The sequence below is a fragment of the Stutzerimonas sp. VN223-3 genome (assembly GCF_045999685.1).
GTDB lineage: Bacteria > Pseudomonadota > Gammaproteobacteria > Pseudomonadales > Pseudomonadaceae > Stutzerimonas > Stutzerimonas stutzeri_AR.
Map to the genome: position 1 here is coordinate 1,043,874 of NZ_RBEC01000001.1, position 22,738 is coordinate 1,066,611.

Here is a 22,738-nt window from a genome sequence, read left to right on the forward strand (position 1 = left end):
AACTGTTAGCTGGGCTACGCCGACAGCATCGAACCGCCGGCGCTTTTGACTAACGTTGTGCCGTGCTTTTGTTGCTCGGGCGGTTGTATAGGCTGACCAGCACCTGATCCAGCACCGAGGAGGCGCCCCACGGGCGTGGGTGGTTGAGGATCGCGACGACCGCCCAGGTATTGCCGTCGTTGTCGCGGCTGTAACCGGCGATTGCCCGCACCGTGTTCAAGGTTCCGGTCTTGATGTGCGCCTTGCCGGCAACGCCGGTGTTGCGCAAGCGCTTGCGCATGGTGCCGTCTATTGCCGCGAGAGGCATCGACGAGATGAATTCGGCCGCGTACGGGCTCTGCCAGGCGGCTTGAAGCAAACTGGCGAGCTCTCGTGCGCTGACCCGCTCGGCACGCGAAAGGCCTGAACCGTTTTCCATGACCAAGTGGGGTGAGATCAATCCCTTTTTCGCTAGCCACTGACGGATCACTCGTTGTGCAGCCTTGGCGTCATCGGCGTCCGCTTCGTTGCGAAATTCAGCGCCCAGGCTCAGGAACAGCTGCCGCGCCATGGTGTTGTTGCTGTACTTGTTGATGTCGCGGATGATTTCGACCAGATCCGGTGAGTAGGCGCGAGCGATCATCCGTGCGTCCTTGGGCACCTGAGCAACCCGATCAGTGCCGAGGATGCTGCCGCCCAGTTCCTTCCAGATCGCACGGACGGCACCGGCGGCGTATTGCTGGTGGTCGAGCAGGGACAGGTAGGTCTGGCCGCTACATCCGGCCGGAAGCTTGCCCGTCACCACGACGGTAACGCCATCTGCATCCTTGATCGGGTTGTAGCGAATGTCCGGCCAGCCGGGACATTTGGCTTTTGGCAGGGCCTGGATGCGGTTGTCGACGCGAACCGCGGCGATCGGCGGCTCGACGACTACGTTCACCTTGCCACCGTCGTTGCGGGCGATAAAGCGAAGCGCCTTGAGATTGATCAACAGAGAGTCTGGCCCGACCAGGAAGGGTTTGTTCTTGTCATTGCCATCGTCATCGAAGACCGGCAGCGTCGGCTGCACAAAGTGGCTGCGGTCGAGAACCAGATCGCCAGTCACGGTCTGGACGCCATTGGCTCGCAGATCACGCAACAACAGCCAGAGCTTCTCCATGTTGAGCTTAGGGTCGCCGCCACCCTTTAGATAAAGGTTGCCGTTCAGCGTGCCGTTTTCAATAGGCCCGTCGGCATGAAACTCCGTTTTCCATTCGTGATCGGGGCCCAACAGCTCTAAGGCGGCATAGGTTGTGATCAGTTTCATGGTCGATGCGGGATTGACTGACACGTCGGCATTCACGAACGTCGGCGACGCGTTGCTATTGAGCGGCAGCATGACGACCGACAATGCACTACTCTCGATTTTGTTCGCCTTTAGAGCCTGCGCCACGCGTGGCGGCAGGGTCTGATTGACCTGCTCGGCAAGCGCAGGGAAGGCCAGTGGCATCGCCAGTGCGGCAATTGCTATACGGCTTAGAAACTTGCTTATACCTCTGTCCCGATCGGCTGGGACAGGTACACCGGAAATCATCGACATGAAGGTTCCCTACAGCGTTCAGGGAAGAATGACGGGCCATTAGGCCCATGCCTGAGAGGTGACGTACTTCTCATCTGGCAAGCGTAGCCGGTGACTTCAGAGCGCTGCAAAAGGAATTCAGCAATTGATGCGTTTTCCAGACAAGCTGCGCTGCGACCTGCTGTCCGCATCGCACAAGCGCGGCGTTGCTGTTAGAGTGCGCGCCGTTATCAAGTCAGAAAAAGGTCCGATTCAATGGCTACCAATCGCTCGCGTCGTTTGCGCAAAAAACTCTGTGTCGACGAATTCCAGGAACTGGGTTTCGAAGTGAATTTGACCTACCGTGAGGGTCTTGAAGCCAAGGCGGTGGACGAATTTCTGGAAGCCTTTCTGAACGAGGCCATCGAAGTAAATGGTCTGGGTTATATCGGCGGTGAGGACTACGGTTTCGTATGCCTGGCCAGCCGTGGCTCGGTCAACGAGGAGCAGCGCGGCCAGGTCGAGGCATGGCTCAAGGGCCGCAGCGAGCTATCTGAATTCAACGTAAGCCCGTTGATGGACGTTTGGTATCCGGAGAACGAGATCAACGCTAAGGCGTGATCGAGTCATTCGTGTCCTGATCGGTTGTGGTTGGTTGTCCGGATCTGCGCAATGCAATTCGAACGACCAACCGACGTAGCAGATACATCAGCAAGGTAACGGCCACAGCCACGCCGACGCCAATTGCGGCGTTGATCAGACGCAGTTGCGGCAATCCCCAATCTTGCGCAAGGGTTTCGGCCAGCAGGACAAAGCTCAACGTCGTCTGCAGTACGAACAACCCGTAATGATGCGCCTGGAATGCCCGGCTGAGCATCACCAGCGGCAGCATGATCATTACCATCATCGGCGGATCGGCCAAGCTATGGCCCATATAAATCAGCACCGCCGCTGCGCATAGAATTCCGATACTGGCTTGTAACGCACGAACGAGGCTGCGCTGTAGGTTCATCTGCAGGGTTGTGAAGACGGCCAGCGTTAGCCAATAACCGCGTGGCAGATCGGCGATAGTGACGATCAGGCCGCCCACCGCCGCAGCCAGCATATAGGTCAACGCATGCAGCCGCCACTGGCGAATCGGCGTGCGCCGTGCTCTGCGACGCAGGACTTTCATCAAGCTGAACAGGCGGGGCATATACGGCCACATACGCAGTCCGTGCATGCCGCGCAGGCCGAACGCCAGTAGCGTGACCCACAGTCCTCCCAAGGCGAACAGCGCTGCAATCGCTTGAGGATTATTGAAGTCGCCAATACCGTGCTGGCCCTGACCGAGACAAAGACAGATGGCAAGGCCGATGCCAAGCTTGCCAGCCTCGTTGCCGTAACGTTGCAGCCATGCGAGTAGCAAGCCATAGAAGGCAAAAAGTCCAAGGCTGATCAGAGGATGAGTTGCTGACCAGAACCCGAGTCCCGCGCTACCGGCACCGAGCCCAATCAGCAATAGCATTCGCAGCATGCCGAGGCGGTGCAACGGATTTGCCTTGGCAGCCTGGAAGGCGCCGACCGTGGCCCAGAGGAAGCCGGCATGACCACTGAACAGCCCAAGCATAAGCGGTAATGCGCAACCCAGCCCCGCGACAGCCGCCGCCCCCCAGGCGGGACGGCCTGGTTGCCAACCGATCATCTTCCACAACGACTTCTTCATTTGGCTCACGTCGGGCTCGAACGTCCGGTCATCTCGCCGGCCATCTCTGTGGCGTAGCTGTCGGTCATGCCGGCGATAAAGTCGATCACCCGTACGAAGGCGTCATACAGAGGACGCTCAGGATCGGGAGCATTGCCGCCAAGCAAGTCCATGATGCGCCGGTTCTTGAATGACGGAGTGCGGCCACCGTGTTGCTCCAGTGCAGCGCCACAAAACGCATTGAGCAATATTTCGAGCGTGGTATAGGCGCCGATCTCATGCAGCGTCTTGCGTTTGTCTTGAAAGATCTTTTCTCGTGCCATGGCTTTGGCCTGCACGACGCATTGCTTGGCAGGGCCATGCATGTGATCGACCAGATCTCCGGCAAGGCTGCCCGCCAACAATGCGTTCTGCTGTTCGACGAACGCGCGCGCAGCGGCGTTGGTGAGATGTTCGATGGCCTTGCCTCTTAGAATTGCCAGCTTGCGCCTGCGTGAATCCTTTGGGCCCAGCTGGCGATAGGTTTCAGGCAGGTCATCGCCAACCAGGCTGAGCAGTAAGGACTCGACCTCTGAATAATCGAGCAGGTCCATCTCCAGACCATCCTCTAGATCGATGAGGCCGTAGCAAATGTCGTCTGCCGCCTCCATCAGATAAACCAGCGGATGACGTGCCCAGCGCTGCTCGTCCAGTTTCGGTAGGTCAAGCTTCGAGGCAATTTGTTCGAGCAGTGGGAGTTCGCTCTGGTAGCAGCTGAACTTGTGTTTCTTGTAGCCAAGCGCTTCGGCGTGGCGCGACGTCCAGGGGTATTTCAGATAAGCACCAAGTGTGGCGTAGGTAAGCCGGGTGCCGCCGTCGAACTGGTGGTATTCGAGCTGGGTCAGTACACGAAAACCTTGGGCGTTGCCCTCGAAGTTCAAGAAGTCGGCTCGCTCGGCGTCGCTCATGGCATCCAGCCAGCCACGTCCGGCGGCCTGTTGAAACCAATAGCGAATGGCGTCTTCGCCTGAGTGCCCGAAAGGTGGATTGCCGATGTCATGAGCAAGGCAGGCCGACTGAACGATCATTCCGAGATCCGCTGGGCTGCACCATTCCGGCATGCCCTCGCGCAATACTTCGCCCACCCGCATGCCTAGCGACCGGCCGACACAACTGACCTCCAGCGAGTGGGTGAGGCGGGTGTGTATATGATCGTTGCTGGAAACCGGGTGCACTTGGGTTTTACGCCCAAGACGACGGAACGCTCCAGAGAAAATGATCCTGTCGTGATCCTTGTGAAACGGACTTCGACCAAGTTCTTCATTGCTGTGAGCGGATTTCCCGAGCCGTTCACGATTGAGCAGGGTGTGCCAGTCCAAAGAACAACCTCCTTGATGTTGCCAGTGGGTACCGGCTGCAAGCGCAATGTAACGGCCGGCCGTCGAGTAAGGCGGCGCATCCTGTTATGCATAATCCAGCGCATGCGCCAGCCTACAGCACTTACTGATAATCAAACCATAAGACATATCTCGTGGCTTGACTGTCAACGGTGCTGGACTGGCTATATCAGCTCTGTAACCTTCTACTGACGCAGCTTTCGGATCACTGGGTACAGCATGATTCCCAGTCGGGCAAGTTGGCCCACCTTGCCCAGGCGACGGCCGAAGAGTGCCAGTCCCAAAGTCGTGGCAATCATCAAAGGGCCCTTCGGGACATGATGTTCTGAAGCCGCGCCGCGATTCGCTACCATTCCCTTGATCCGTTGGAATGGGTGGGCCAGTGGCTGCGAGTGATAAAGAATCTGCTGACGGTTCATCTCCATGCGCAACCGAACGAGGTCCTTGCGCATGGTTAGGTCGCTAGAGGTGCTAAGAGGAAGGCTCATGGCAGTAAACGCTCCCGATTGCGGGCCAGTTCCTCGACCGTCGCCTGGAAGGGCGAAGCGCTCTCCTTGGCGAGACGGACTGCGCGGCTGATGCATACCGCCAGGGCGATTGCGTATACCAAGCAGAGAACGAGAATTGCAGCGATGGGGTTCGTCTCCCAGAATGCGATGACAATCGCTGCCGAGAGGCCTACCAGAATCAGCAAACCGAGTATCAGGCTGATACTTGCCAGAAGAAACAGCTTGAACACCCGGGCTCTTTCTTCCTGGATTTCTATCCCGACCAGCTCCAGATGCCCTTGCAAGAGGCCTGCAAGCGCGCTGCCCATCTTTTTCAGCGAGGGCGCGGGAGCTTCATCGGAGTGCTTGGCTTCCATAGGACTCACTCCCCAGATCAGCGGCGGGTGATCAGGCCAAGGAGAAAGCCGACTCCCGCCGCGATGCCGATCGATTGCCACGGGTGAGTGTGGACGTACTCTTCAGTGCACTGGATGGCAGCCTGGCTCTGTTCACGTAGAGAACCTTCCTGTTCTTTGAGCATTTGACGCGCACGGCTCAGGTTGGCGTTAATCTTGCCGCGCAGCTCTTCGGTCTGAGTGCCTGCGGAGTCCTGCGTATGCTTGAGCAGCCGCTCGGTGTCACCGATCAGGGTGTGGAACTCCTCAATAAGGGCGTTCTGAGCGGCCTGGAGGTTGCGACGGTGCGCCGATTTATCGATTAGCGGTGTGGTGGTTCCCGTGGATCCTATAGTTCCGTTGGTTCCGTCGGGGATCGGGGTGTTGTCGCTGGTGCCGAAAGTGGATTCGGTAGACATCTGCAGCTCCTCTTGAGTTTCGCAGGGACGAAAGGTCCCGGTCTCTCAATTTCGAGCGTGACAGTGGCGCAAGGTTCCCGTTTCGGTTTGGTCGTTTAGCTATCGGTGCAGTCGGACAATGCATCAGCTTGGCTTCAGCATGATGAGCATAAAAAAGAAAACCCGCCGAAGCGGGTTTCCTATCTACTGCATTCGCATGCGGTAGCCGCTATTACATCAGCGGGATTGTGTAGCTAACGATGAAGCGGGTCTGGTCAATCTCGCGACCTTCGCCACGGTAGGTACCGTTGCGCAGTTTGACACCCAGATTCTTCAGGGCACCGCTCTGCATGACGTAGCCGATGTCGGTGTCGCGCTCCCACTCGTCGCCGTTGCCAGCCCCGGTGCCGGTGTCGGTGCCCTTCACATAACGCGTCATGAAGGTCAGGCCTGGCACGCCCATGGCGGCGAAGTTGTAGTCATAGCGAAGCTGCCAAGACGTTTCGTCCGGGTCGGCGAAAGTTGGGTCGATCATTACATAGTTGACGAGGAACGCGTCGCCGCCAGCAATGTAGGGGTAGCCGGTGTCACCGCTCATGTCCTGATAGGCCGCACCGAATGCGTGGCCACCCAGGCTGTAGGTGAACATGGCGCCGAAGGCCTTGTTATCGACGTTAGTGTTGCCGTCGTCGGTGGAATGGGCGTAACGGATGTCGCTCTTGAACGACTGCTTCTCACCCAGTGGCAGTACGTGAACCAAGTTGACGATGTGCTGCTTGTAGTTCTTATCGAGATTGCCGTAGTCGTAAGAAGTCGTCAGTTGCTTGTTCCACTGATACTTCAAGCTGGCGAAATCAAACTTGTCAGAAGCTTCACCATCAGTACTACCCGCACTGGACATCCCAAGATCAGCAAAACCGGCTTCGCTACGCAAGCTAGTTTCAGTCATCCGGCCGACGTTAACGGTCAAGCCGTCAATTTCCTGGGAGGTCAGCATACCGCCGCGGAAGGTCTGTGGCAGCAGGCGCGAGTCGCTCGGCAGGATGGTCGGCAGCTTTGGAATCATCTCGCCGATTTTCAGAGTGGTTTTGGAGTAGCGAGCTTTCGCAGCGCCGCCAATGCGTCCGTAATCGTCCGGCGCACGGCCATCGCTATCTTCGGGGAGAAGACCGGTACCTGTACGGTCCGGGCTGGAATCGAGCTTCAGACCCAGCAGCCCGATCGCGTCGACGCCGAAGCCGACGGGGCCTTCGGTAAAGCCCGACTCGAATTTGAGGATGAAACCTTGTCCCCATTCCTCGGCCTTGGACTGCGGTCTCGGATCGCCGTCCTGACGGTTGTCTGCGTTGTGATAGAAGTTGCGCAGTTCTAGGTTGGCTTTGCTGTCTTCAAAAAATGCAGCTTGAGCCATAGTGGGGATGGCCAGTGTTGCTCCCAGAGTGGCTAGGGCCACGCCCCGGGCGATTGGGGTCTTGAGCATTTCTTGTTCTCCTCGTTGGATGATGCTCTGAAGTCGCTCTTTACGGCGCCATGCAATAAAGCACTACATAGTTATTTTCAGCCCTTAGACCTTAGTCTTTAAGGCTTAAGCGTAGCAGTGTTCGCGGTTCCGCTCGGTAGTCGCTCTTGTTCCGACTCGATGAAGCATTGAGTGGCGCTACCGATACGCGCTTACACGTCCGGCCCTGCAGCTCTAAGTCCGCTTGGGCTGCCGCATCCTAGCGTTTTGCTGGTCACTAGTCGAACCCATAAATCAAACCGTCGTTTGAGTGAGTTCAAAGTCACACTTTTTTCGCTCGGCTACACCAAAAGGATAGGGCGAGATTGAGGGAATTGCATCACGATGAGGCTGCTAGAATTGCATTTGGCCAAAATGTCAAAAGAGCCGTATCTATGCTTCCTGAGTGTCAATTGTTTGGAACGCTGGGTTGCCACCTATGTGAGCAGGCCGAGGCGGTAGTTTTGCCGCTGGTGGAGCATGGCCTGTTAGTAGAGTTGCTTGATGTGGCAGATAGGCCCGAATGGGTCGACGACTATGGGTTGCGCATACCCGTGCTGCGACGAGTTGATACGGGTGCCGAATTGGACTGGCCATTCGAGATAGAACAAGTCGTATGGTTTTTGCAGTGAGTGATCGCGAGCACTGGCAACTTGGAAGTTGCGAGTTGATAGTCACCGTCGGCGCGGCAAGTGCCTGGATGCAACTAACGAGTGGGTGGGTTTAAGGCCGTTCGGGCTGTAGATAAAATTCAGCTAGAGAAACGAAAAAACCGGCCAAAGGCCGGTTTTCTTACATCAGACTATCAATTCTGATGCCGGGAATGGTCGGAGCGACTGGATTCGAACCAGCGACCTTCTCGTCCCGAACGAGACGCGCTACCAAGCTGCGCTACGCTCCGAAGATAGCGCGCATTTTACAGAAAAACATTTACTTCACAAGCGCTTGGAACGCGGTTTTGACGCTTCCCACGAAATTGCCACTGCGTGGCTGAATGAGCCATTTAGAGTTCCTGAACGGTACGAACCTGGTCTTTGTTCACTCTACCTGGTTTGCCGTCGATACCCTCGAATTCATAGAAGCCAGCCTCATCGTCATAGTCCGGGTGGTCCAGTGTCTGGATTTCGCGGCCATCGTTTAGCGTGATGACGCTAGGGTTTGAGCAGCCTGATAGCAAAGCCAATCCTACAAGTAATGCAAGGGCGGCTCCGGTTCCTGTGCGCATGATGATCTCCTCATGGTAGTTGCGTCTGTGACGGCGGTCGGCGGCGCTAAGTTCCCCGCGGCAGAGCTACCTCAAGCAGGTTGGGCGAGTTCAGATTGGCAAGCCGGGGATCGTTTTCGTCCAGATCTAGGCTGCGCGCTCCAAGTGTCAGTAGTATCTCGCGATTGCTTCGCTCTCCCGCGTGCCACGCGGTTTCAATAGCGCAAGCAAGACTGACCGGGATGATGCAGAAAAGCGGCTCCCATTGATCGCCCCGTCGGGCCATTATTGGTGTGTCCGGTTCATCCTGCGCAGCCGCGTAGAGCTGCGCGACCAATGCCTTGTCGATCAGCGGCGCATCGCACGGGAATATCATCAACCAAGAGTGGCGTGCCGCTGCAAGACCTGCGCGTATACCCGCAAGCGGGCCGGGAAAGTTTGGTTCATCGTCACCTACCAGCCGGTCGGCGAAGGGCGCGTAGCGCTCCTGGTTGCGGTTGCAGGAGACAAGCAAGTCATCGGTCAACGGCCGTGCTATTGCATGTGGCCAGGCCACGAGCGGCTTGCCGTGCCACTCGATCAATCCCTTGTCTTGCCCGCCCATTCGCTGACCACGCCCTCCGGCCAGCAGAAGAATCGAGCAATCTGGGAGCCTGCTCTGGTCCATCAAGTGCTCCGGCAAAAGCCTGTGATATAACACCTGCAATTGAGTCCAACAACCGGAACCATCTATGAGTCACCTCGCTGATCAGCCTTTTGTTGCTTTGAATATTGCTGTCCTGACAGTCAGCGATACCCGTTCTTTGGAAACCGATACTTCCGGGCAGTTACTCGTCGACCGTGTAGTTGCCGCAGGGCACCGGCTCGCTGCGAGAGTGTTGCTCAAGGATGATCTTTATCGGATCCGAGCTCAGGTCGCGACCTGGATCGCCGAAGACGCCGTACAAGTGGTGTTGATTACTGGCGGCACCGGATTTACCGCTCGCGACAGTACGCCGGAAGCGATTGGCTGCCTGCTGGACAAGCAGGTTGACGGATTTGGCGAGCTGTTTCGCCAAATATCGGTGCCCGATATCGGCAGTTCCACCGTTCAGTCGCGAGCGTTGGCGGGGCTGGCAAATGCGACGCTGGTCTGTTGTCTACCGGGCTCGACCAATGCCTGTCGAACCGCATGGGATGGCATCCTCGCGGAGCAACTCGATGCGCGCCATCGTCCATGCAATTTCGTGCCTCATCTCAAGCAGGCTGCGCCATGCGAGATTCGTTCATGACCCGGGTCGAGTCGCTCGCGTTGATGCCAGTAGAGCAGGCGCTCGAAGCATTGCTCAAGCAGGCGGAAGCCGCACCGGTTCAGGAAGTCGAGAGCGTTTCGATCGCTGACGCGGTCGGCCGGATACTGGCTGAACCGCTAGTTGCGCAGCTGGATCTGCCGCCATGGCCTAACAGTGCGATGGACGGTTATGCGTTGCGAGCGGCAGACCTGGATGGCCAACCGATGACGGTTTGCCAGAAAATCTTTGCCGGCACCCAGCCGCAGCCGCTGCTACCGGGTTGTTGCGCACGAATTTTCACGGGCGCACCGATGCCGGAAGGCGCGGACAGCGTGGAGATGCAGGAGAACGTCGAGGTGCTTGGCGATGGTCGGGTGCGCTTCGTCGAACCGATACAGCCTGGTCAGCACGTCCGCCCCCAGGGTGGCGAGGCGAGGTGCGGCGATACGGTGCTCGAAGCCGGTGTGCGCCTGGGGGCGATTGAGCTGGGGCTCGCCGCTTCGTTAGGTGCGCCGCAACTGAAAGTGCGCCGGAAGCTCAAAGTGGCATTGCTTTCTACCGGAAACGAACTGGTTGAGCCGGGTGAGGCACTGATGCCGGGACAGATTTACAACAGCAATCGAATGCTGTTGCGTCACTGGTTGCAGCGCTTGGGTTGCGAGGTTGTCGACGCTGGAATCGTACCGGATGATCCTGTGCGGGTTCGACAATGCCTGGCGGCGTTGCATGAGGTTGATCTCATTCTCTCTACGGGTGGTGTGTCGGTTGGTGAAGCTGATTTCCTAGGGCAAGTGCTGCGGGACGAGGGGGAATTGACGCTCTGGAAATTGGCAATCAAGCCAGGCAAGCCGCTGACCTGCGGTAACTATCGGGGTGTTGCGGTCATCGGGTTGCCTGGCAATCCGGCGTCTACGCTGGTTACCTTTGGCCTGCTGGCGCGACCTTACATGCTTCGCCGCATGGGTGCTTCGCAGCTAGATCCACTGCGCTTCTCTGTATCTGCGGGGTTCAGTTGGACCAAGCCCGGCACGCGTCGCGAATATTTAAGAGCTCGTATCGAGTCGGGTAGGGCGGTGCTGTATCCAAACCAGAGCTCGTCAATATTGCGCAGCGCAGCCTGGGCAGATGGATTGGTAGAAATACAAGAGCACAGCCAGTTGCAGGCGGGTGATTCCGTGCCCTTTATTTCATTTACCGAATTGCTCGGCTGATTAGCTTCGTGTCTCTGGCATTTTGTATTAGACGGGGGCTGAGGTTCGATTAGGTGCGTGCGCTACGACGCGAGACGCTGACGAATATCAGGTAAGTTGGCTCCGGCAATAAACTGATCGCATTTTTCATTGTCTACTTTTCCCATCTGCGGCCATGTCTGGCCAGAGATGTGTCTGGTATTGCCTCAAAGACAAGGAGGGATGTAGATGCAGGAAAGAAACGCCTGGGTCGATTACGCCAAAGCCATTGGGATCATTCTGGTGGTCTATGGACATGTTGCGCGCGGGGTATTCAACGCCGGGTTGCCAATGGAAGAGGGCAAATACCTTCTCGTCGACAGCATCATCTACACCTTCCATATGCCGCTGTTCTTTTTCCTGTCGGGCTTGTTCTTCTACGACTCGCTGATGAAGCGAGGAAAGACGGGGCTCATCGTCAACAAGGTAGACACGATCGTTTATCCCTTCATTGTATGGTCGCTGTTGCAGGGCCTGACCGAAGTGGCATTGTCGAACTACACCAACGGGCAGGTCACGTTAGTACAAGTGTTCTCGTTGCTCTGGTCGCCGCGCGCGCAGTTCTGGTTCCTCTATGCGCTGTTTCTGGTTTTCGTTGTCTGCTCTTTCGTTTATGCCAAGGCCGATCGCCGCTACTTTCTACCCATACTTTTGGTCTTTGGCGTCCTCTACGTGTTCAACCAGGACTTGCCTATGGGTAATGTCGGCGGGTTCATCTTCGGCAACGCAATATTTTTCGCGCTCGGTGTATGGTTTAACGAGGTAAAAGCGTTCTTTCTTGCTCGTTATGTTCCGCTCACTTTGTTGTTCGGTACGATGTTTGTGATTGGCCAATATCTATTCCACATCACCTTTGGCTTGAATTGGGAAGTAGGTGGTTTGCCGGTGCTTGTGCTGGCAACCGTTTCGATCCTTTTCATGATTGCCTTGTCGATGTGGCTGGGCCAGATTCGCATGGAGTGGCTGTTGTTCATCGGCGCCTCTTCCATGACCATCTATCTGATGCATATTCTGGCCGGAAGCGGGGTTCGAGTGATCCTTAGTCGCTTCCTGGGCATTGATTCGATCCCAGTCCACTTAATGGTCGGGACCTTGATTGGTCTCATGGCACCGTTGCTGGCGCAGGTCATCATCAAGCGCTACAACTTTTACTTCCTATTGACCCCACCGAAGCTGGTTTCCGCGACCAATCTTCGGATGCGCAGGGCATTGGCGAACTAGCCGAAGCGCTCACTCGCCATGATTGGGCCAACTTCATCGTCAGCCTTGACGCTGGGGGATGCCGCAGCCCGGCAAAGTCGCCGCGCGAGCGGAGGGAAGTCCGGGCTTGAGCCGCAGCGGAAAGGTGATTTGGCTAGCCGCAACCAATCCGTTGGATTTTTAGCGTTTCGTCCGTCGACAAAGTCAAACGCTGGTCGTTGTACTCCAGCGTGACGACGTCTCCAGGCCGAAGGATGCGGGCAATGGTTGCCCCGCTTTGATGGCGCGCCTGATCCAGTAACTCAGGGCTTGCCTGTTCTCCTACAAGCTTCTGAACCGCTGAGGCGTTGCATCGTCCTGCTGTGCCGTTCGAGCCTTGCATTGGTTCTGGCGGCTGTGATTGGCAGCCGATCAGAGCAGAGCTGAGCAGCATCAGAACGATTGATCGAATGGCCTGCATGGCGTTTTCCTTTTAGTTGGGTGGCGGGCGTGAATATATGACGAGCTGATGAGCTAAATATGGCAACCGGTCGGCTGTTGAAACAGTTACGCGCAAGGGAACTGGCGGAACAGCGGCGCCGTCTTAGCATCGATAGCCCTGCAAACTGCGCCGGGCCGACGAATAAAGATAAGGAGTTCCGCCATGTTCAACTCATCCGTGATGAAGCGTGTAGCCAGCATTCTGGCCGCGATGCATTTCATGCTATTTGCGCAAATCCCCTTGGCTCATGCGGCGATGATCGGCACCCCGGAGATTATTGCCGAACAACAGCAGCAAGTGGATCGCCAGCAGCTGCTGACGATGCTTGAAGACAAAGATGTCCAGAAGAAGCTCGTGTCGATGGGCGTCGAACGTGACCAGGTCGAGCAGCGGATCAACAGCTTGACGCCGGCAGAACTCGCCCAATTCAATCAGCAGCTGGATCAGGCGCCGGCAGGTGCCGGTGTGGTGGGAATCATCGTGCTGTTCCTGGTGATTTTCATCATTACTGATCTGCTTTGCGCGACTAATATCTTCAACTTCGTCAACTGCATTAACCGTTGATCCGACGACTAGTCCTGCTGTCTGCTGTCCTCCTGCTCGGGGCATGCGCGCGTACGCCGATCGTTCCGATTGGCTCTGCGGAGCTCCCCGAGCAGGTTGAGCTCGCTGAGGTCCCGTTCTTTCCTCAGGCAGCCTACCAGTGCGGGCCGGCTGCTCTTGCCACGATGCTTGTCCAGCGCGGTGTAAACACCGGACCGGATCAGCTCGTGGAGCGCGTCTATTTGCCGGAGCGCAAGGGCAGCCTCCAGGTCGAAATGGTCGCTGCCGCTCGGGCTCACGATCTGTTGGTTTATCCCGTTGAGCCAAGGTTAGAAGCTTTGTTAACCGAAGTGGCAGCGGGCAATCCCGTTCTGGTACTGCAGAATCTTGCGTTCGATCGCTGGCCGCAGTGGCATTTCGCGGTTGTGATGGGGTATGACCTAACAACTCAAACCATCGTTCTGCGATCCGGGACGACCCGACGATGGATAGGTAGTTTTCGGCAGTTCGAGCGAAGCTGGGCCAAGGGCGATCGTTGGGCGATAGTGACGGTTATGCCCGATCAGCTGCCGCAGACTGCTAAGGAAACGCTGTGGCTGAAGGCTGCGAACGATCTGGAGCAAACCGGGCACATAGATGCCGCCCAGCAGGCCTACGAAACGGCAGCAAAGCGCTGGTCCGGTGGTTTGTCCTGGTTTGCTCTTGGCAACAGCTGGTACGCGCAAGGCGACAAGCGCGCCGCAGAGCGTGCGCTACGGACCAGCGTCCAGCGTGACGAAACCTTCGCCGCGGGGTGGTTCAACCTGTCGCAAGTATTGGCAGAGCGGGGCTGTACTGCGCAGTCATCGAGAGCACGTGCATGCGCCGTGAAGCTGGCTCCTGAGGATGAACGGTTTACAGCTGAATTGCCGGCGGTGCAGGGCGACGAAATGGCTGCGTGCGAAGCGCCGCCTCCGTGCCCCGTACATTAGCGCTGCCTAGAAACCTACCCTGTCACGCAGGCTGTAATACAGCGCGCCGAGCGCGCTGAACGGGGCACTGAATGTCTGCCCGCCGGGAAATGGGTAGTGTGGCAGGCTGGCAAAGGCGTCGAAGCGTTCAGCTTGCCCCCGCAACGCCTCGGCAATAATTTTTCCTGCGACATGCGTATAGGTCACGCCGTGGCCGCTACATCCTTGAGAGTAATAAATGTTGTCGCCAAGCCGTCCAACTTGCGGTAGGCGAGACAGTGTCAGCAGAAAGTTACCGGTCCAGGCGAACTCTGTCTTGATGCCGTGCAGCTGTGGGAACGTCTTGAGCATTTTCGGGCGAATGATCGAATCGACATCGGCCGGGTCACGCGCGCCATAAACCACTCCGCCTCCGTAGATCAGGCGGTTATCGGCGGATAGCCGGTAATAATCCAAAAGATAGTTGCAGTCCTCGACGCAGTAGTCCTGAGGCAGCAACTTCGCTGCGAGCTCTGGATCGAGGGGTTCCGTGGCGATGACCTGCGTACCGCAGGGCATGGACTTGGCCGCTAGCTCGGGTACCAGTCCTCCGAGGTAAGCGTTTCCCGCGACGATCACGAACTTGGCCGTCACCTGGCCGCGCTCGGTGTAAACGCGTGGGCTGCTTCCGCGGTCGATGCGGATCGCCGGGCTTTGCTCGTAGATGACGCCACCCAGCGATTCGACTGCTGCCGCTTCGCCGAGCGCAAGGTTGAGCGGATGGAGATGGCCACCGCTGTGATCCAGCATCCCGCCCGTATAGCGCTCGCATGCCACTACGTTTCGAATACCGTTGTGATCGAGCATTTCCAGCTGATCGTAACCGTAGCGCTCCCAGAGAGCCTTCTGGGTCTCGAGGTGATGCATTTGCTTTGGATTGAAAGCGGCAAACACGCCTCCGTTCTTCAGATCGCATTCGATGTTGTAGCGTGCGACGCGCTCGCGAATGATTCGTCCGCCTTCGAATGCCATTGCCCCGATCAGCCGTGCTTCATCGCTGCCGGCGCTGCGCTCGACAGCGTCGAGGTCGCGACTATAGCTATTGACGATCTGGCCGCCGTTGCGCCCGGATGCGCCGAAGCCGACTTTGGCTGCCTCTAGGATAACGACCCGGAACCCGTGCTCAAGCAAGAACAACGCAGTCGATAGTCCGGTGTAGCCTGCGCCAACAATGCAGACGTCAGCCTCAACATCGCTGCCCAAGGTTTCGCGGATAGGCGCCGGGTTTGCCGAGGCGGCGTAATACGAAGAGGGGTAGGGTGTGTGCGACATTTTGTTATCCCTGTTCTCAATATTTGACGCCGATGCTATCCCTACAAAGTCGTTGATGCCATAAGCGAAGACAGCAGATCATTCTTCTGCGTCAAAAATTACAGTTATCAGTGGCTTAGCGAAAAAACGCTTGACTCTGTCAGGCGGATCTCTAGAATGCGCGTCCATCGGAGGCACATAGCTCAGTTGGTTAGAGCACCACCTTGACATGGTGGGGGTCGTTGGTTCGAATCCAATTGTGCCTACCAATTCCGAAAAGGGTCGCGCTAGCGGCCCTTTTTTTATGCCTTGCTTGTCAGCGTGGCGGCTTTCTGAAAGCATCCGTGCTCCCCATGTTTTCCAGTGACTTCGGTTCGCTTGGATCAGCCTTCGGGCTCCTGCCATTGTGCGGCGGGTTATCCAGCGGGTCGCTTTCCTGGCTCATCCCAACCCATGTGGCCTTTGGTAGGGGTCACCACTAGGAGAGGAGGCGCCATGCCCACCATTACTCTTCCTGACGGTAGTCAGCGTTCGTTCGATCTTCCGGTTTCCGTTGCCGATGTGGCTCAGTCAATAGGTGCTGGTCTTGCCAAGGCGACTCTCGCTGGCAAGGTGAACGGTCGGCTGGTCGATGCCTGCGATTTGATCGAAAACGACGCGACCCTGCAGATCATTACGCCGAAGGATGAAGAGGGGCTGGAAATCATTCGTCACTCCTGCGCACACTTGCTTGGGCATGCCGTCAAGCAGCTCTATCCATCCGCGAAAATGGTAATCGGCCCAGTCATCGCCGAAGGCTTCTATTACGATATCGCCTTCGAGCGGCCGTTCACGCCAGATGATATGGCTGCAATCGAACAGCGCATGAAGCAGTTGATCGACACCGAATACGATGTGATCAAGAAGGTTACGCCGCGCGCTGGAGTCATTGAGGTGTTCCAGTCCCGCGGTGAAGATTACAAGCTGCGTCTGGTTGAGGATATGCCCGACGAGCAGGCGATGGGGTTGTATTACCACGAAGAATACGTCGACATGTGCCGTGGCCCGCATGTGCCGAATACTCGTTTCCTCAAATCCTTCAAGCTGACCAAGCTGTCCGGCGCATATTGGCGCGGCGATGCAAAGAACGAGCAGCTGCAGCGCGTTTACGGCACAGCTTGGGCGGACAAGAAGCAGCTCGCTGCCTACATCCAGCGTATTGAAGAGGCGGAGAAGCGCGACCATCGCAAGATCGGCAAGCGGCTTGACCTGTTTCATACCCAGGAAGAGGCGCCGGGTATGGTGTTCTGGCATCCCAACGGCTGGACCATCTATCAGGTACTTGAGCAGTACATGCGTGGTGTGCAACGCGCGAACGGCTATCAGGAAATCAAGACGCCGCAGGTCGTGGATCGTAGCCTTTGGGAGAAATCCGGGCATTGGGGCAACTACGCAGAGAATATGTTCACCACCGAGTCGGAAAGCCGCGATTACGCGATCAAGCCGATGAACTGCCCCTGCCATGTCCAGGTATTTAATCAGGGGCTCAAGAGCTACCGCGAATTGCCGCTGCGTCTCGCCGAATTTGGCTCCTGCCACCGCAACGAGCCGTCTGGTGCGCTGCACGGAATCATGCGTGTCCGCGGTTTCACCCAAGATGATGCACATATTTTCTGTACCGAGGAGCAGGTCAGTGCCGAGGCGGCAGATTTCATCAAGTTGACGATGCAGGTCTATGCTGACTTCGGTTTCAGCGATATCAAGCTGAAGTTGTCTACGCGACCCGACAAACGCGTCGGTGACGATGCCTTCTGGGATCGTGCTGAGGCTGCGCTGGCAGGTGCGCTGGACGCGGCTGGTTTGCCTTGGGAGTATTTGCCGGGAGAGGGTGCGTTCTACGGTCCGAAGATCGAGTTCACGCTGCTTGACTGCTTGGGGCGGTCTTGGCAATGCGGGACGCTGCAGTACGACCCGAATATGCCTCAGCGCCTCGATGCGAGCTATGTTGCTGAAGATAACAGTCGCAAGACGCCGGTCATGCTGCACCGTGCGATCCTCGGTTCGTTCGAGCGCTTCATTGGCATCCTGATCGAACATTACGAAGGGGCGTTCCCGGCATGGCTCGCGCCTACCCAAGCCGTGGTGATGAATATCACTGATAAGCAGGCGGAATTTGCCGCGGAAGTAGAGAAAACGCTTAATCAAAGCGGTTTCCGTGCCAAGTGCGACTTGAGAAACGAAAAGATCGGCTTTAAAATCCGCGAGCATACCTTGCTCAAGGTTCCCTATCTCCTGGTTATCGGAGATCGGGAGGTCGAGACACGAGCCGTTGCTGTGCGTACCCGTGAAGGCGTCGATTTGGGCTCCATGCCCCTGGACGACTTCGCCCAGTTGCTGGCACAAGCGGTTTCCCGGCGTGGTCGCCAAGAATTGGAGTAATGACTATTAAGCGTGAAATGAGACAGGATAAACGAGCTGCACCCAAGGCCCCGATCAACGAGAATATCTCGGCTCGTGAGGTCCGTTTGATTGGTGCTGATGGCGAGCAGGTTGGCATCGTCTCTATTGATGAAGCGCTTCGTATAGCTGAAGAAGCGAAATTGGATCTGGTAGAAATTTCCGCCGATGCGGTTCCTCCTGTCTGCCGGATCATGGATTACGGCAAGCACCTCTTCGAGAAGAAGAAGCAGGTCGCTGCAGCGAAGAAGAACCAGAAGCAGATCCAGGTTAAAGAAGTAAAGTTTCGTCCAGGGACGGAAGAGGGCGACTACCAGGTCAAGCTACGCAACCTGGTACGTTTCCTGAGTGACGGGGACAGGGCCAAGGTTTCGTTGAGATTCCGCGGTCGTGAGATGGCGCATCAGGAGCTGGGGATGGAATTGTTGAAGCGGGTCGAGGGTGACCTGGCTGAATACGGTTCGGTCGAACAGCATCCAAAGATGGAAGGACGCCAACTGATCATGGTCATCGCTCCCAAGAAGAAAAAGTAACCACCAGGGCACTGGCAGGCCTTGCGGTTATTTGAAATCACCCACACTGTGGAGTACCGAACATGCCAAAGATGAAGACTAAAAGTGGCGCTGCGAAGCGCTTCAAAAAGACGGCGAATGGCTACAAGCACAAACACGCTTTCAAGAGCCACATCCTGACCAAAATGTCTACCAAGCGTAAGCGTCAGCTGCGTGGTACATCTCTGATGCACCCGTCTGACAACGCAAAAGTAGAGCGCATGCTGCGCGTTCGTTAATTCGGTCAAGACTCAGAGGAATAACTCATGGCTCGTGTTAAGCGTGGCGTCGTCGCTCGTCGCCGTCACAAGAAAATTCTGAAACTCGCCAAGGGCTACTACGGCGCTCGTTCGCGTGTGTTCCGTGTTGCCAAGCAAGCGGTGATCAAGGCCGGCCAATATGCCTACCGTGACCGCCGTCAGCGGAAGCGTCAGTTCCGCGCTCTTTGGATCGCTCGTATCAACGCTGGCGCTCGTGTAAACGGTCTGTCTTACAGCCGTTTCATTGCTGGCCTGAAAAAAGCAGCCATCGAGATCGACCGCAAGGTTCTAGCCGAGTTGGCAGTGAATGAAAAAGCAGCTTTCGCTGCAATTGTCGAAAAAGCCAAAGCTTCTCTGGCCTAAGCCCATCGACAATCGAATCTTCGGATTCGTAGCGTCACCGATAGGGGAAGAGCCTTGTGCTCTTCCCCTATTTTGTATCTGAAGGGGCATTTGCAAAAGTGCACGTGGCGATGTGACCCGAGTGGCGAATTGCTTGGTGCGGTTCTGCAAGAACCTCTGGAGGTTGTAAATGGAAAACCTGGATGCACTGGTCTCGCAAGCGCTTGAGGCGGTGCAACATAGTCAAGACATCAATACCCTGGAGCAGATCCGGGTCCAATACCTCGGCAAGAAAGGCGAGCTGACGCTGGTCATGCAGACGTTGGGTAAATTGTCCGCGGAGGACCGCCCGAAAGCCGGTGCGTTGATCAACGCAGCGAAGAGCCGAGTCCAAGACGAGCTGAATGCAAAAAAAGCTGATCTTGAGCAGGCGGCGCTAAGCGCTAAGCTCGCTGCGGAACGGATCGATGTGAGCTTGCCCGGTCGTGGTGAGGTTTCGGGTGGCTTGCATCCGGTGACCCGTACGCTCGAGCGCATCGAGCAATTTTTCAGCCATATCGGTTACAGCGTCGCCGAGGGACCAGAGGTCGAGGACGACTATCACAACTTCGAAGCGCTGAATATTCCAGGGCATCACCCAGCTCGGGCGATGCATGACACCTTTTATTTCAACGCCAACATGCTTTTGCGTACCCATACCTCGCCAGTCCAGGTGCGCACGATGGAATCGCAGCAGCCACCGATCAGGATCGTCTGTCCGGGTCGCGTCTATCGTTGTGATTCGGATATCACCCATTCCCCAATGTTTCACCAAGTCGAAGGCCTGCTCGTCGACGAGGGCATCAGCTTCGCGGATTTGAAGGGGACGATCGAGCAATTCTTGCGAGTATTCTTCGAAAAGCCGCTGGGTGTCCGTTTCCGCCCCTCGTTCTTTCCGTTCACCGAGCCGTCTGCCGAAGTGGATATGCAGTGCGTGATGTGCAGCGGAAAGGGCTGTCGCGTCTGCAAGCAGACCGGCTGGCTAGAGGTGATGGGCTGCGGCATGGTGCATCCGAATGTATTGCGCATGTCCGGTATCGATCCGGAAAAATACCAGGGCTTCGCTTTCGGTATGGGAGCCGAACGGCTCGCCATGTTGCGTTATGGCGTCAACGACTTACGCCTGTTCTTCGATAATGACCTGAGATTCCTGGCGCAATTTCGCTAGGTCCAGAGTCCCGTCAAAGAATCTTTCAGGAGAGCAGGATGAAATTCAGCGAGCAGTGGTTGCGTACGTGGGTCAATCCGCAAGTTTCCCGCGATGAGTTGGTGGCGCGCCTATCAATGGTCGGCCTCGAAGTAGATGCGGTGACACCGGTCGCTGGCATATTCAGTGGTGTGGTCGTGGGTGAGGTGCTGAGCGCCGAGCAGCATCCGGATGCTGACAAATTGCGTGTATGCCAGGTTAGTAATGGCAGTGAGACGTATCAGGTGGTTTGCGGAGCGCCCAACGTGCGGCCGGGTTTGAAGATCCCCTTCGCCATGATTGGCGCCAAGCTGCCAGGCGATTTCAACATCACGAAGGCAAAACTTCGCGGCGTCGAGTCCAATGGCATGCTGTGTTCGGAAACCGAGCTGCAGGTCGGTGCTGATGACAGTGGGCTGATGGAGCTGGCTTCAGATGCGCCAGTTGGAGGCGATCTTCGTGATTATCTTGGTTTGGATGATGCGAGCATCGAGATCGGCCTGACCCCCAATCGTGGTGATTGTCTGTCGATTGCCGGGCTTGCGCGTGAGGTGGGAGCGATTTACGGGGCGGCGGTTTCGCCAGTCGATGTCGACCCGGTTGCTGCGAGTCATGACGAGGTGCGCCCGGTTGAAGTGCTGGCGCCGAAAGCCTGTCCTCGGTATCTCGGACGTGTGATTCGCAATGTCGATCTGTCGCGTCCAACACCGTTGTGGATGGTCGAGCGCTTGCGTCGTTCCGATATCCGTAGCATCGATGCGGTGGTGGACGTCACCAACTATGTGATGCTTGAGCTGGGGCAGCCGCTGCATGCGTTCGATCTCGCCGAAATTAACGGTGGTATCAGGGTTCGGATGGCTGAGGATCAGGAAAAACTTGTCCTGCTAGACGGGCAGGAGGTAACCCTGCGCGCAGATACGCTGGTTATAGCTGACCATCAGCGTGCGCTCGCAATTGCCGGGGTCATGGGCGGCGAGCACAGTGGCGTAAGCGCATCGACTCAGAACCTGTTCCTTGAGAGCGCCTTTTTCGACACCATCGCCCTCGCTGGCAAAGCACGATCTTACGGTTTACATACCGATGCATCGCATCGTTACGAACGAGGTGTCGACTCACAGCTTGCCCGTTCGGCCATGGAGCGGGCCACTGCGTTGCTGCTGGAGATCGTTGGAGGCAGCGCCGGTTCTGTGATCGAAGCCGTTAGCGAATCTGATCTTCCCGGCGTTGCGCCGATCCTGCTACGCAAGGATCGTATCGATCAAATGCTGGGATTAAGTATGGGCGGCGATCAGGTTGTTTCGCTCCTGTCTGCCTTGGGGCTCGGCATCGTCGAAAAGTCGACGGATTGTTGGGAAGTTCGTGTGCCTAGCCACCGTTTCGATATCAGCCTTGAGGTCGACCTTATCGAAGAGTTAGGCCGATTGTATGGCTACGATCGTCTACCGGTGCGTTACCCGCAGGCGCGCCTGGCGCCGGAGGCCAATCCGGAAGCTCGAGCAGAGCTACCTGCTCTGCGCCGCTTGTTAGTGGCCCGTGGCTACCAGGAGGCGATTACTTATAGCTTCATCGACCCGAAGCTATTCGAGCTATTCAGCCCCGGTGTCGAGCCACTGCAGCTGGCTAACCCGATTTCTTCGGACATGGCCGCTATGCGCGCAACGCTTTGGCCGGGTTTGATTAAAGCCTTGCAGTACAACCTCAATCGTCAGCAGACGCGGGTGCGTCTGTTCGAAAGCGGTCTGCGTTTCGTTGGCCAGCTTGGCGAGTTGAAGCAGGAGCCGATGCTGGCGGGTGTGATTACAGGAAGTCGCTTGCCGGAAGCCTGGGGCAACGAAAGGACTGCGGCTGACTTCTATGATATGAAGGCCGACGTTGAAGCCTTGCTCGGGTATGTCGGCGATACGGCGGCGTATGATTTCGTTGCTGGCGATCACCCGGCTCTGCATCCGGGGCAAACCGCCCGAATCGAGCGGGAAGGGCGTCCGGTCGGTTTTGTTGGCAGTCTTCATCCTGAGCTGGCCGCCACTCTGGGTATCGATCAGCCGGTCTATCTGTTCGAACTGCAGATTGCTGAAATCAGCGAAGGCCGGCTGCCGCGTTTCAGCGAGCTATCCCGCTTCCCCGAAGTGCGCCGTGATCTGGCGATTCTGGTAGGGCGCGAGGTGTCGGCTGACGATGTGATGCGGTGCATCCGTACGGCAGCTGGCGATAACCTAACGGACCTCAAGCTATTTGATGTATATCAAGGTAAAGGTATTGATCCGCTTAGCAAAAGTGTGGCAGTCGGCTTGACCTGGCAACACCCTTCGCGCACTCTAAACGACGATGAGGTGAGTGGTGCGATGCAGCAGATCCTCGCTTCCCTGGAAAAAAGGTTCAACGCCACGTTAAGGAAATAGCG

Annotated in this window: 24 protein-coding genes and 2 tRNA genes; 14 read left to right on the forward strand and 12 right to left on the reverse strand. The window is 56.9% G+C overall.

Features of this window, described 5'->3' with window-relative positions:
- Nucleotides 1-49 precede the first annotated feature (49 nt).
- Nucleotides 50-1,468: a D-alanyl-D-alanine carboxypeptidase/D-alanyl-D-alanine-endopeptidase gene (gene dacB, locus D7241_RS04820; protein ID WP_255982145.1), complete on the reverse strand. Its 1,419-nt coding sequence runs from the start codon at nt 1,466-1,468 to the stop codon at nt 50-52.
- A gap of 324 nt (nt 1,469-1,792) precedes the next feature.
- Between dacB and D7241_RS04825 the strand changes: the two genes are divergently transcribed.
- Nucleotides 1,793-2,137, forward strand: a complete 345-nt coding sequence (locus D7241_RS04825; protein WP_255981802.1) for a YggL family protein — start codon at nt 1,793-1,795, stop codon at nt 2,135-2,137.
- Here the strand turns inward: D7241_RS04825 and D7241_RS04830 are convergent.
- The 6 genes from D7241_RS04830 to D7241_RS04855 all read right to left on the reverse strand — a co-directional run bounded on the left by D7241_RS04830 (nt 2,127) and on the right by D7241_RS04855 (nt 7,337).
- Nucleotides 2,127-3,221, reverse strand: coding sequence for an FUSC family protein (locus D7241_RS04830; RefSeq protein ID WP_408100523.1), 1,095 nt, complete (start codon nt 3,219-3,221; stop codon nt 2,127-2,129). The genes D7241_RS04825 and D7241_RS04830 overlap by 11 nt on opposite strands.
- Before the next feature lie 5 nt (nt 3,222-3,226).
- Nucleotides 3,227-4,558 (reverse strand): deoxyguanosinetriphosphate triphosphohydrolase, encoded by a 1,332-nt coding sequence (locus tag D7241_RS04835; RefSeq protein WP_408100524.1) that lies wholly within the window; start codon nt 4,556-4,558, stop codon nt 3,227-3,229.
- A 203-nt stretch (nt 4,559-4,761) separates the two neighbouring features.
- The gene (locus D7241_RS04840; RefSeq protein ID WP_408100525.1) at nt 4,762-5,064 is read right to left on the reverse strand and encodes a hypothetical protein; all 303 of its coding nucleotides are present in this window, start codon (nt 5,062-5,064) and stop codon (nt 4,762-4,764) included.
- Nucleotides 5,061-5,441 (reverse strand): phage holin family protein, encoded by a 381-nt coding sequence (locus D7241_RS04845; protein ID WP_255981794.1) that lies wholly within the window; start codon nt 5,439-5,441, stop codon nt 5,061-5,063. The genes D7241_RS04840 and D7241_RS04845 overlap by 4 nt, the downstream gene beginning before the upstream one ends.
- A 17-nt stretch (nt 5,442-5,458) precedes the next feature.
- Nucleotides 5,459-5,878 carry a YqjD family protein gene (locus D7241_RS04850; protein WP_408100526.1) on the reverse strand — a complete coding sequence of 140 codons (420 nt, stop codon included), beginning with the start codon at nt 5,876-5,878 and terminating at the stop codon, nt 5,459-5,461.
- Between the two features lie 211 nt (nt 5,879-6,089).
- Complete coding sequence (locus D7241_RS04855; RefSeq protein WP_408100527.1) at nt 6,090-7,337, reverse strand: OprD family porin; 1,248 nt, start codon at nt 7,335-7,337, stop codon at nt 6,090-6,092.
- Between the two features lie 413 nt (nt 7,338-7,750).
- Here D7241_RS04855 and D7241_RS04860 point away from each other — a divergent pair, with 413 nt between their 5' ends.
- Nucleotides 7,751-7,987 (forward strand): glutaredoxin family protein, encoded by a 237-nt coding sequence (locus tag D7241_RS04860; RefSeq protein ID WP_408100528.1) that lies wholly within the window; start codon nt 7,751-7,753, stop codon nt 7,985-7,987.
- 192 nt (nt 7,988-8,179) lie between these two features.
- Here D7241_RS04860 and D7241_RS04865 read toward each other — a convergent pair.
- From D7241_RS04865 to mobA, 3 genes are all read right to left on the reverse strand, one after another.
- Nucleotides 8,180-8,256, reverse strand: a tRNA-Pro gene (locus D7241_RS04865).
- Nucleotides 8,257-8,358: 102 nt separating this feature from the next.
- A complete protein-coding gene (locus D7241_RS04870) occupies nt 8,359-8,580 on the reverse strand; it encodes a YgdI/YgdR family lipoprotein (RefSeq protein ID WP_408100529.1) in 222 nt (73 codons plus the stop codon).
- A 46-nt stretch (nt 8,581-8,626) separates the two neighbouring features.
- A complete protein-coding gene (gene mobA, locus D7241_RS04875) occupies nt 8,627-9,226 on the reverse strand; it encodes a molybdenum cofactor guanylyltransferase MobA (protein WP_408101189.1) in 600 nt (199 codons plus the stop codon).
- A 64-nt stretch (nt 9,227-9,290) separates the two neighbouring features.
- Here mobA and moaB point away from each other — a divergent pair, with 64 nt between their 5' ends.
- From moaB to D7241_RS04890, 3 genes are all read left to right on the forward strand, one after another.
- The gene (gene moaB / locus D7241_RS04880) at nt 9,291-9,830 is read left to right on the forward strand and encodes a molybdenum cofactor biosynthesis protein B (RefSeq protein ID WP_255981784.1); all 540 of its coding nucleotides are present in this window, start codon (nt 9,291-9,293) and stop codon (nt 9,828-9,830) included.
- Entirely contained in the window at nt 9,812-11,041 is a 1,230-nt protein-coding gene (gene glp, locus D7241_RS04885; protein WP_408100530.1) for a gephyrin-like molybdotransferase Glp, read from the forward strand. The genes moaB and glp overlap by 19 nt, the downstream gene beginning before the upstream one ends.
- Nucleotides 11,042-11,248: 207 nt before the next feature.
- Nucleotides 11,249-12,280, forward strand: coding sequence for an acyltransferase family protein (locus D7241_RS04890; protein ID WP_408100531.1), 1,032 nt, complete (start codon nt 11,249-11,251; stop codon nt 12,278-12,280).
- A 133-nt stretch (nt 12,281-12,413) separates the two neighbouring features.
- Here D7241_RS04890 and D7241_RS04895 read toward each other — a convergent pair whose 3' ends face one another.
- Nucleotides 12,414-12,719, reverse strand: a complete 306-nt coding sequence (locus D7241_RS04895; RefSeq protein ID WP_408100532.1) for an I78 family peptidase inhibitor — start codon at nt 12,717-12,719, stop codon at nt 12,414-12,416.
- A 183-nt stretch (nt 12,720-12,902) separates the two neighbouring features.
- Between D7241_RS04895 and D7241_RS04900 the strand changes: the two genes are divergently transcribed.
- Together D7241_RS04900 and D7241_RS04905 are read left to right on the forward strand one after the other, a co-directional pair.
- Nucleotides 12,903-13,304: a PA2779 family protein gene (locus tag D7241_RS04900; protein ID WP_408100533.1), complete on the forward strand. Its 402-nt coding sequence runs from the start codon at nt 12,903-12,905 to the stop codon at nt 13,302-13,304.
- The gene (locus D7241_RS04905; protein ID WP_408100534.1) at nt 13,301-14,254 is read left to right on the forward strand and encodes a PA2778 family cysteine peptidase; all 954 of its coding nucleotides are present in this window, start codon (nt 13,301-13,303) and stop codon (nt 14,252-14,254) included. The genes D7241_RS04900 and D7241_RS04905 overlap by 4 nt, the downstream gene beginning before the upstream one ends.
- Before the next feature lie 6 nt (nt 14,255-14,260).
- Here D7241_RS04905 and D7241_RS04910 read toward each other — a convergent pair whose 3' ends face one another.
- Nucleotides 14,261-15,544: an NAD(P)/FAD-dependent oxidoreductase gene (locus tag D7241_RS04910; RefSeq protein WP_408100535.1), complete on the reverse strand. Its 1,284-nt coding sequence runs from the start codon at nt 15,542-15,544 to the stop codon at nt 14,261-14,263.
- Nucleotides 15,545-15,715: 171 nt separating this feature from the next.
- Here D7241_RS04910 and D7241_RS04915 point away from each other — a divergent pair.
- From D7241_RS04915 to pheT, 7 genes are all read left to right on the forward strand, one after another.
- A tRNA-Val gene (locus tag D7241_RS04915) sits at nt 15,716-15,792 on the forward strand.
- 226 nt (nt 15,793-16,018) lie between these two features.
- The gene (gene thrS, locus D7241_RS04920) at nt 16,019-17,941 is read left to right on the forward strand and encodes a threonine--tRNA ligase (RefSeq protein ID WP_255981772.1); all 1,923 of its coding nucleotides are present in this window, start codon (nt 16,019-16,021) and stop codon (nt 17,939-17,941) included.
- Complete coding sequence (gene infC, locus D7241_RS04925; protein ID WP_019339385.1) at nt 17,941-18,492, forward strand: translation initiation factor IF-3; 552 nt, start codon at nt 17,941-17,943, stop codon at nt 18,490-18,492. The genes thrS and infC overlap by 1 nt, the downstream gene beginning before the upstream one ends.
- A gap of 62 nt (nt 18,493-18,554) precedes the next feature.
- Nucleotides 18,555-18,749 (forward strand): 50S ribosomal protein L35, encoded by a 195-nt coding sequence (rpmI, locus tag D7241_RS04930; RefSeq protein WP_019339386.1) that lies wholly within the window; start codon nt 18,555-18,557, stop codon nt 18,747-18,749.
- Between the two features lie 27 nt (nt 18,750-18,776).
- Nucleotides 18,777-19,133, forward strand: coding sequence for a 50S ribosomal protein L20 (gene rplT / locus D7241_RS04935; RefSeq protein ID WP_019339387.1), 357 nt, complete (start codon nt 18,777-18,779; stop codon nt 19,131-19,133).
- A 169-nt stretch (nt 19,134-19,302) separates the two neighbouring features.
- A complete protein-coding gene (gene pheS / locus D7241_RS04940; RefSeq protein ID WP_408100536.1) occupies nt 19,303-20,319 on the forward strand; it encodes a phenylalanine--tRNA ligase subunit alpha in 1,017 nt (338 codons plus the stop codon).
- Nucleotides 20,320-20,357: 38 nt separating this feature from the next.
- Nucleotides 20,358-22,736 carry a phenylalanine--tRNA ligase subunit beta gene (gene pheT, locus D7241_RS04945; protein WP_408100537.1) on the forward strand — a complete coding sequence of 793 codons (2,379 nt, stop codon included), beginning with the start codon at nt 20,358-20,360 and terminating at the stop codon, nt 22,734-22,736.
- The last annotated feature ends 2 nt before the right edge of the window (nt 22,737-22,738 follow it).

Excerpts from the sequence above, each read along its gene's own strand:
- dacB (WP_255982145.1), bottom strand. The coding sequence starts at position 1,468 with ATGCCACTGGCCTTCCCTGCGCTTGCCGAGCAGGTCAATCAGACCCTG.
- D7241_RS04825 (WP_255981802.1), top strand. The coding sequence starts at position 1,793 with ATGGCTACCAATCGCTCGCGTCGTTTGCGCAAAAAACTCTGTGTCGAC.
- D7241_RS04830 (WP_408100523.1), bottom strand. The coding sequence starts at position 3,221 with ATGAAGAAGTCGTTGTGGAAGATGATCGGTTGGCAACCAGGCCGTCCC.
- D7241_RS04840 (WP_408100525.1), bottom strand. The coding sequence starts at position 5,064 with ATGAGCCTTCCTCTTAGCACCTCTAGCGACCTAACCATGCGCAAGGAC.
- D7241_RS04845 (WP_255981794.1), bottom strand. The coding sequence starts at position 5,441 with ATGGAAGCCAAGCACTCCGATGAAGCTCCCGCGCCCTCGCTGAAAAAG.
- D7241_RS04850 (WP_408100526.1), bottom strand. The coding sequence starts at position 5,878 with ATGTCTACCGAATCCACTTTCGGCACCAGCGACAACACCCCGATCCCC.
- D7241_RS04855 (WP_408100527.1), bottom strand. The coding sequence starts at position 7,337 with ATGCTCAAGACCCCAATCGCCCGGGGCGTGGCCCTAGCCACTCTGGGA.
- D7241_RS04860 (WP_408100528.1), top strand. The coding sequence starts at position 7,751 with ATGCTTCCTGAGTGTCAATTGTTTGGAACGCTGGGTTGCCACCTATGT.
- D7241_RS04870 (WP_408100529.1), bottom strand. The coding sequence starts at position 8,580 with ATGCGCACAGGAACCGGAGCCGCCCTTGCATTACTTGTAGGATTGGCT.
- mobA (WP_408101189.1), bottom strand. The coding sequence starts at position 9,226 with ATGGACCAGAGCAGGCTCCCAGATTGCTCGATTCTTCTGCTGGCCGGA.
- moaB (WP_255981784.1), top strand. The coding sequence starts at position 9,291 with ATGAGTCACCTCGCTGATCAGCCTTTTGTTGCTTTGAATATTGCTGTC.
- glp (WP_408100530.1), top strand. The coding sequence starts at position 9,812 with ATGCGAGATTCGTTCATGACCCGGGTCGAGTCGCTCGCGTTGATGCCA.
- D7241_RS04890 (WP_408100531.1), top strand. The coding sequence starts at position 11,249 with ATGCAGGAAAGAAACGCCTGGGTCGATTACGCCAAAGCCATTGGGATC.
- D7241_RS04895 (WP_408100532.1), bottom strand. The coding sequence starts at position 12,719 with ATGCAGGCCATTCGATCAATCGTTCTGATGCTGCTCAGCTCTGCTCTG.
- D7241_RS04900 (WP_408100533.1), top strand. The coding sequence starts at position 12,903 with ATGTTCAACTCATCCGTGATGAAGCGTGTAGCCAGCATTCTGGCCGCG.
- D7241_RS04910 (WP_408100535.1), bottom strand. The coding sequence starts at position 15,544 with ATGTCGCACACACCCTACCCCTCTTCGTATTACGCCGCCTCGGCAAAC.
- thrS (WP_255981772.1), top strand. The coding sequence starts at position 16,019 with ATGCCCACCATTACTCTTCCTGACGGTAGTCAGCGTTCGTTCGATCTT.
- infC (WP_019339385.1), top strand. The coding sequence starts at position 17,941 with ATGACTATTAAGCGTGAAATGAGACAGGATAAACGAGCTGCACCCAAG.
- rpmI (WP_019339386.1), top strand. The coding sequence starts at position 18,555 with ATGCCAAAGATGAAGACTAAAAGTGGCGCTGCGAAGCGCTTCAAAAAG.
- rplT (WP_019339387.1), top strand. The coding sequence starts at position 18,777 with ATGGCTCGTGTTAAGCGTGGCGTCGTCGCTCGTCGCCGTCACAAGAAA.
- pheS (WP_408100536.1), top strand. The coding sequence starts at position 19,303 with ATGGAAAACCTGGATGCACTGGTCTCGCAAGCGCTTGAGGCGGTGCAA.
- pheT (WP_408100537.1), top strand. The coding sequence starts at position 20,358 with ATGAAATTCAGCGAGCAGTGGTTGCGTACGTGGGTCAATCCGCAAGTT.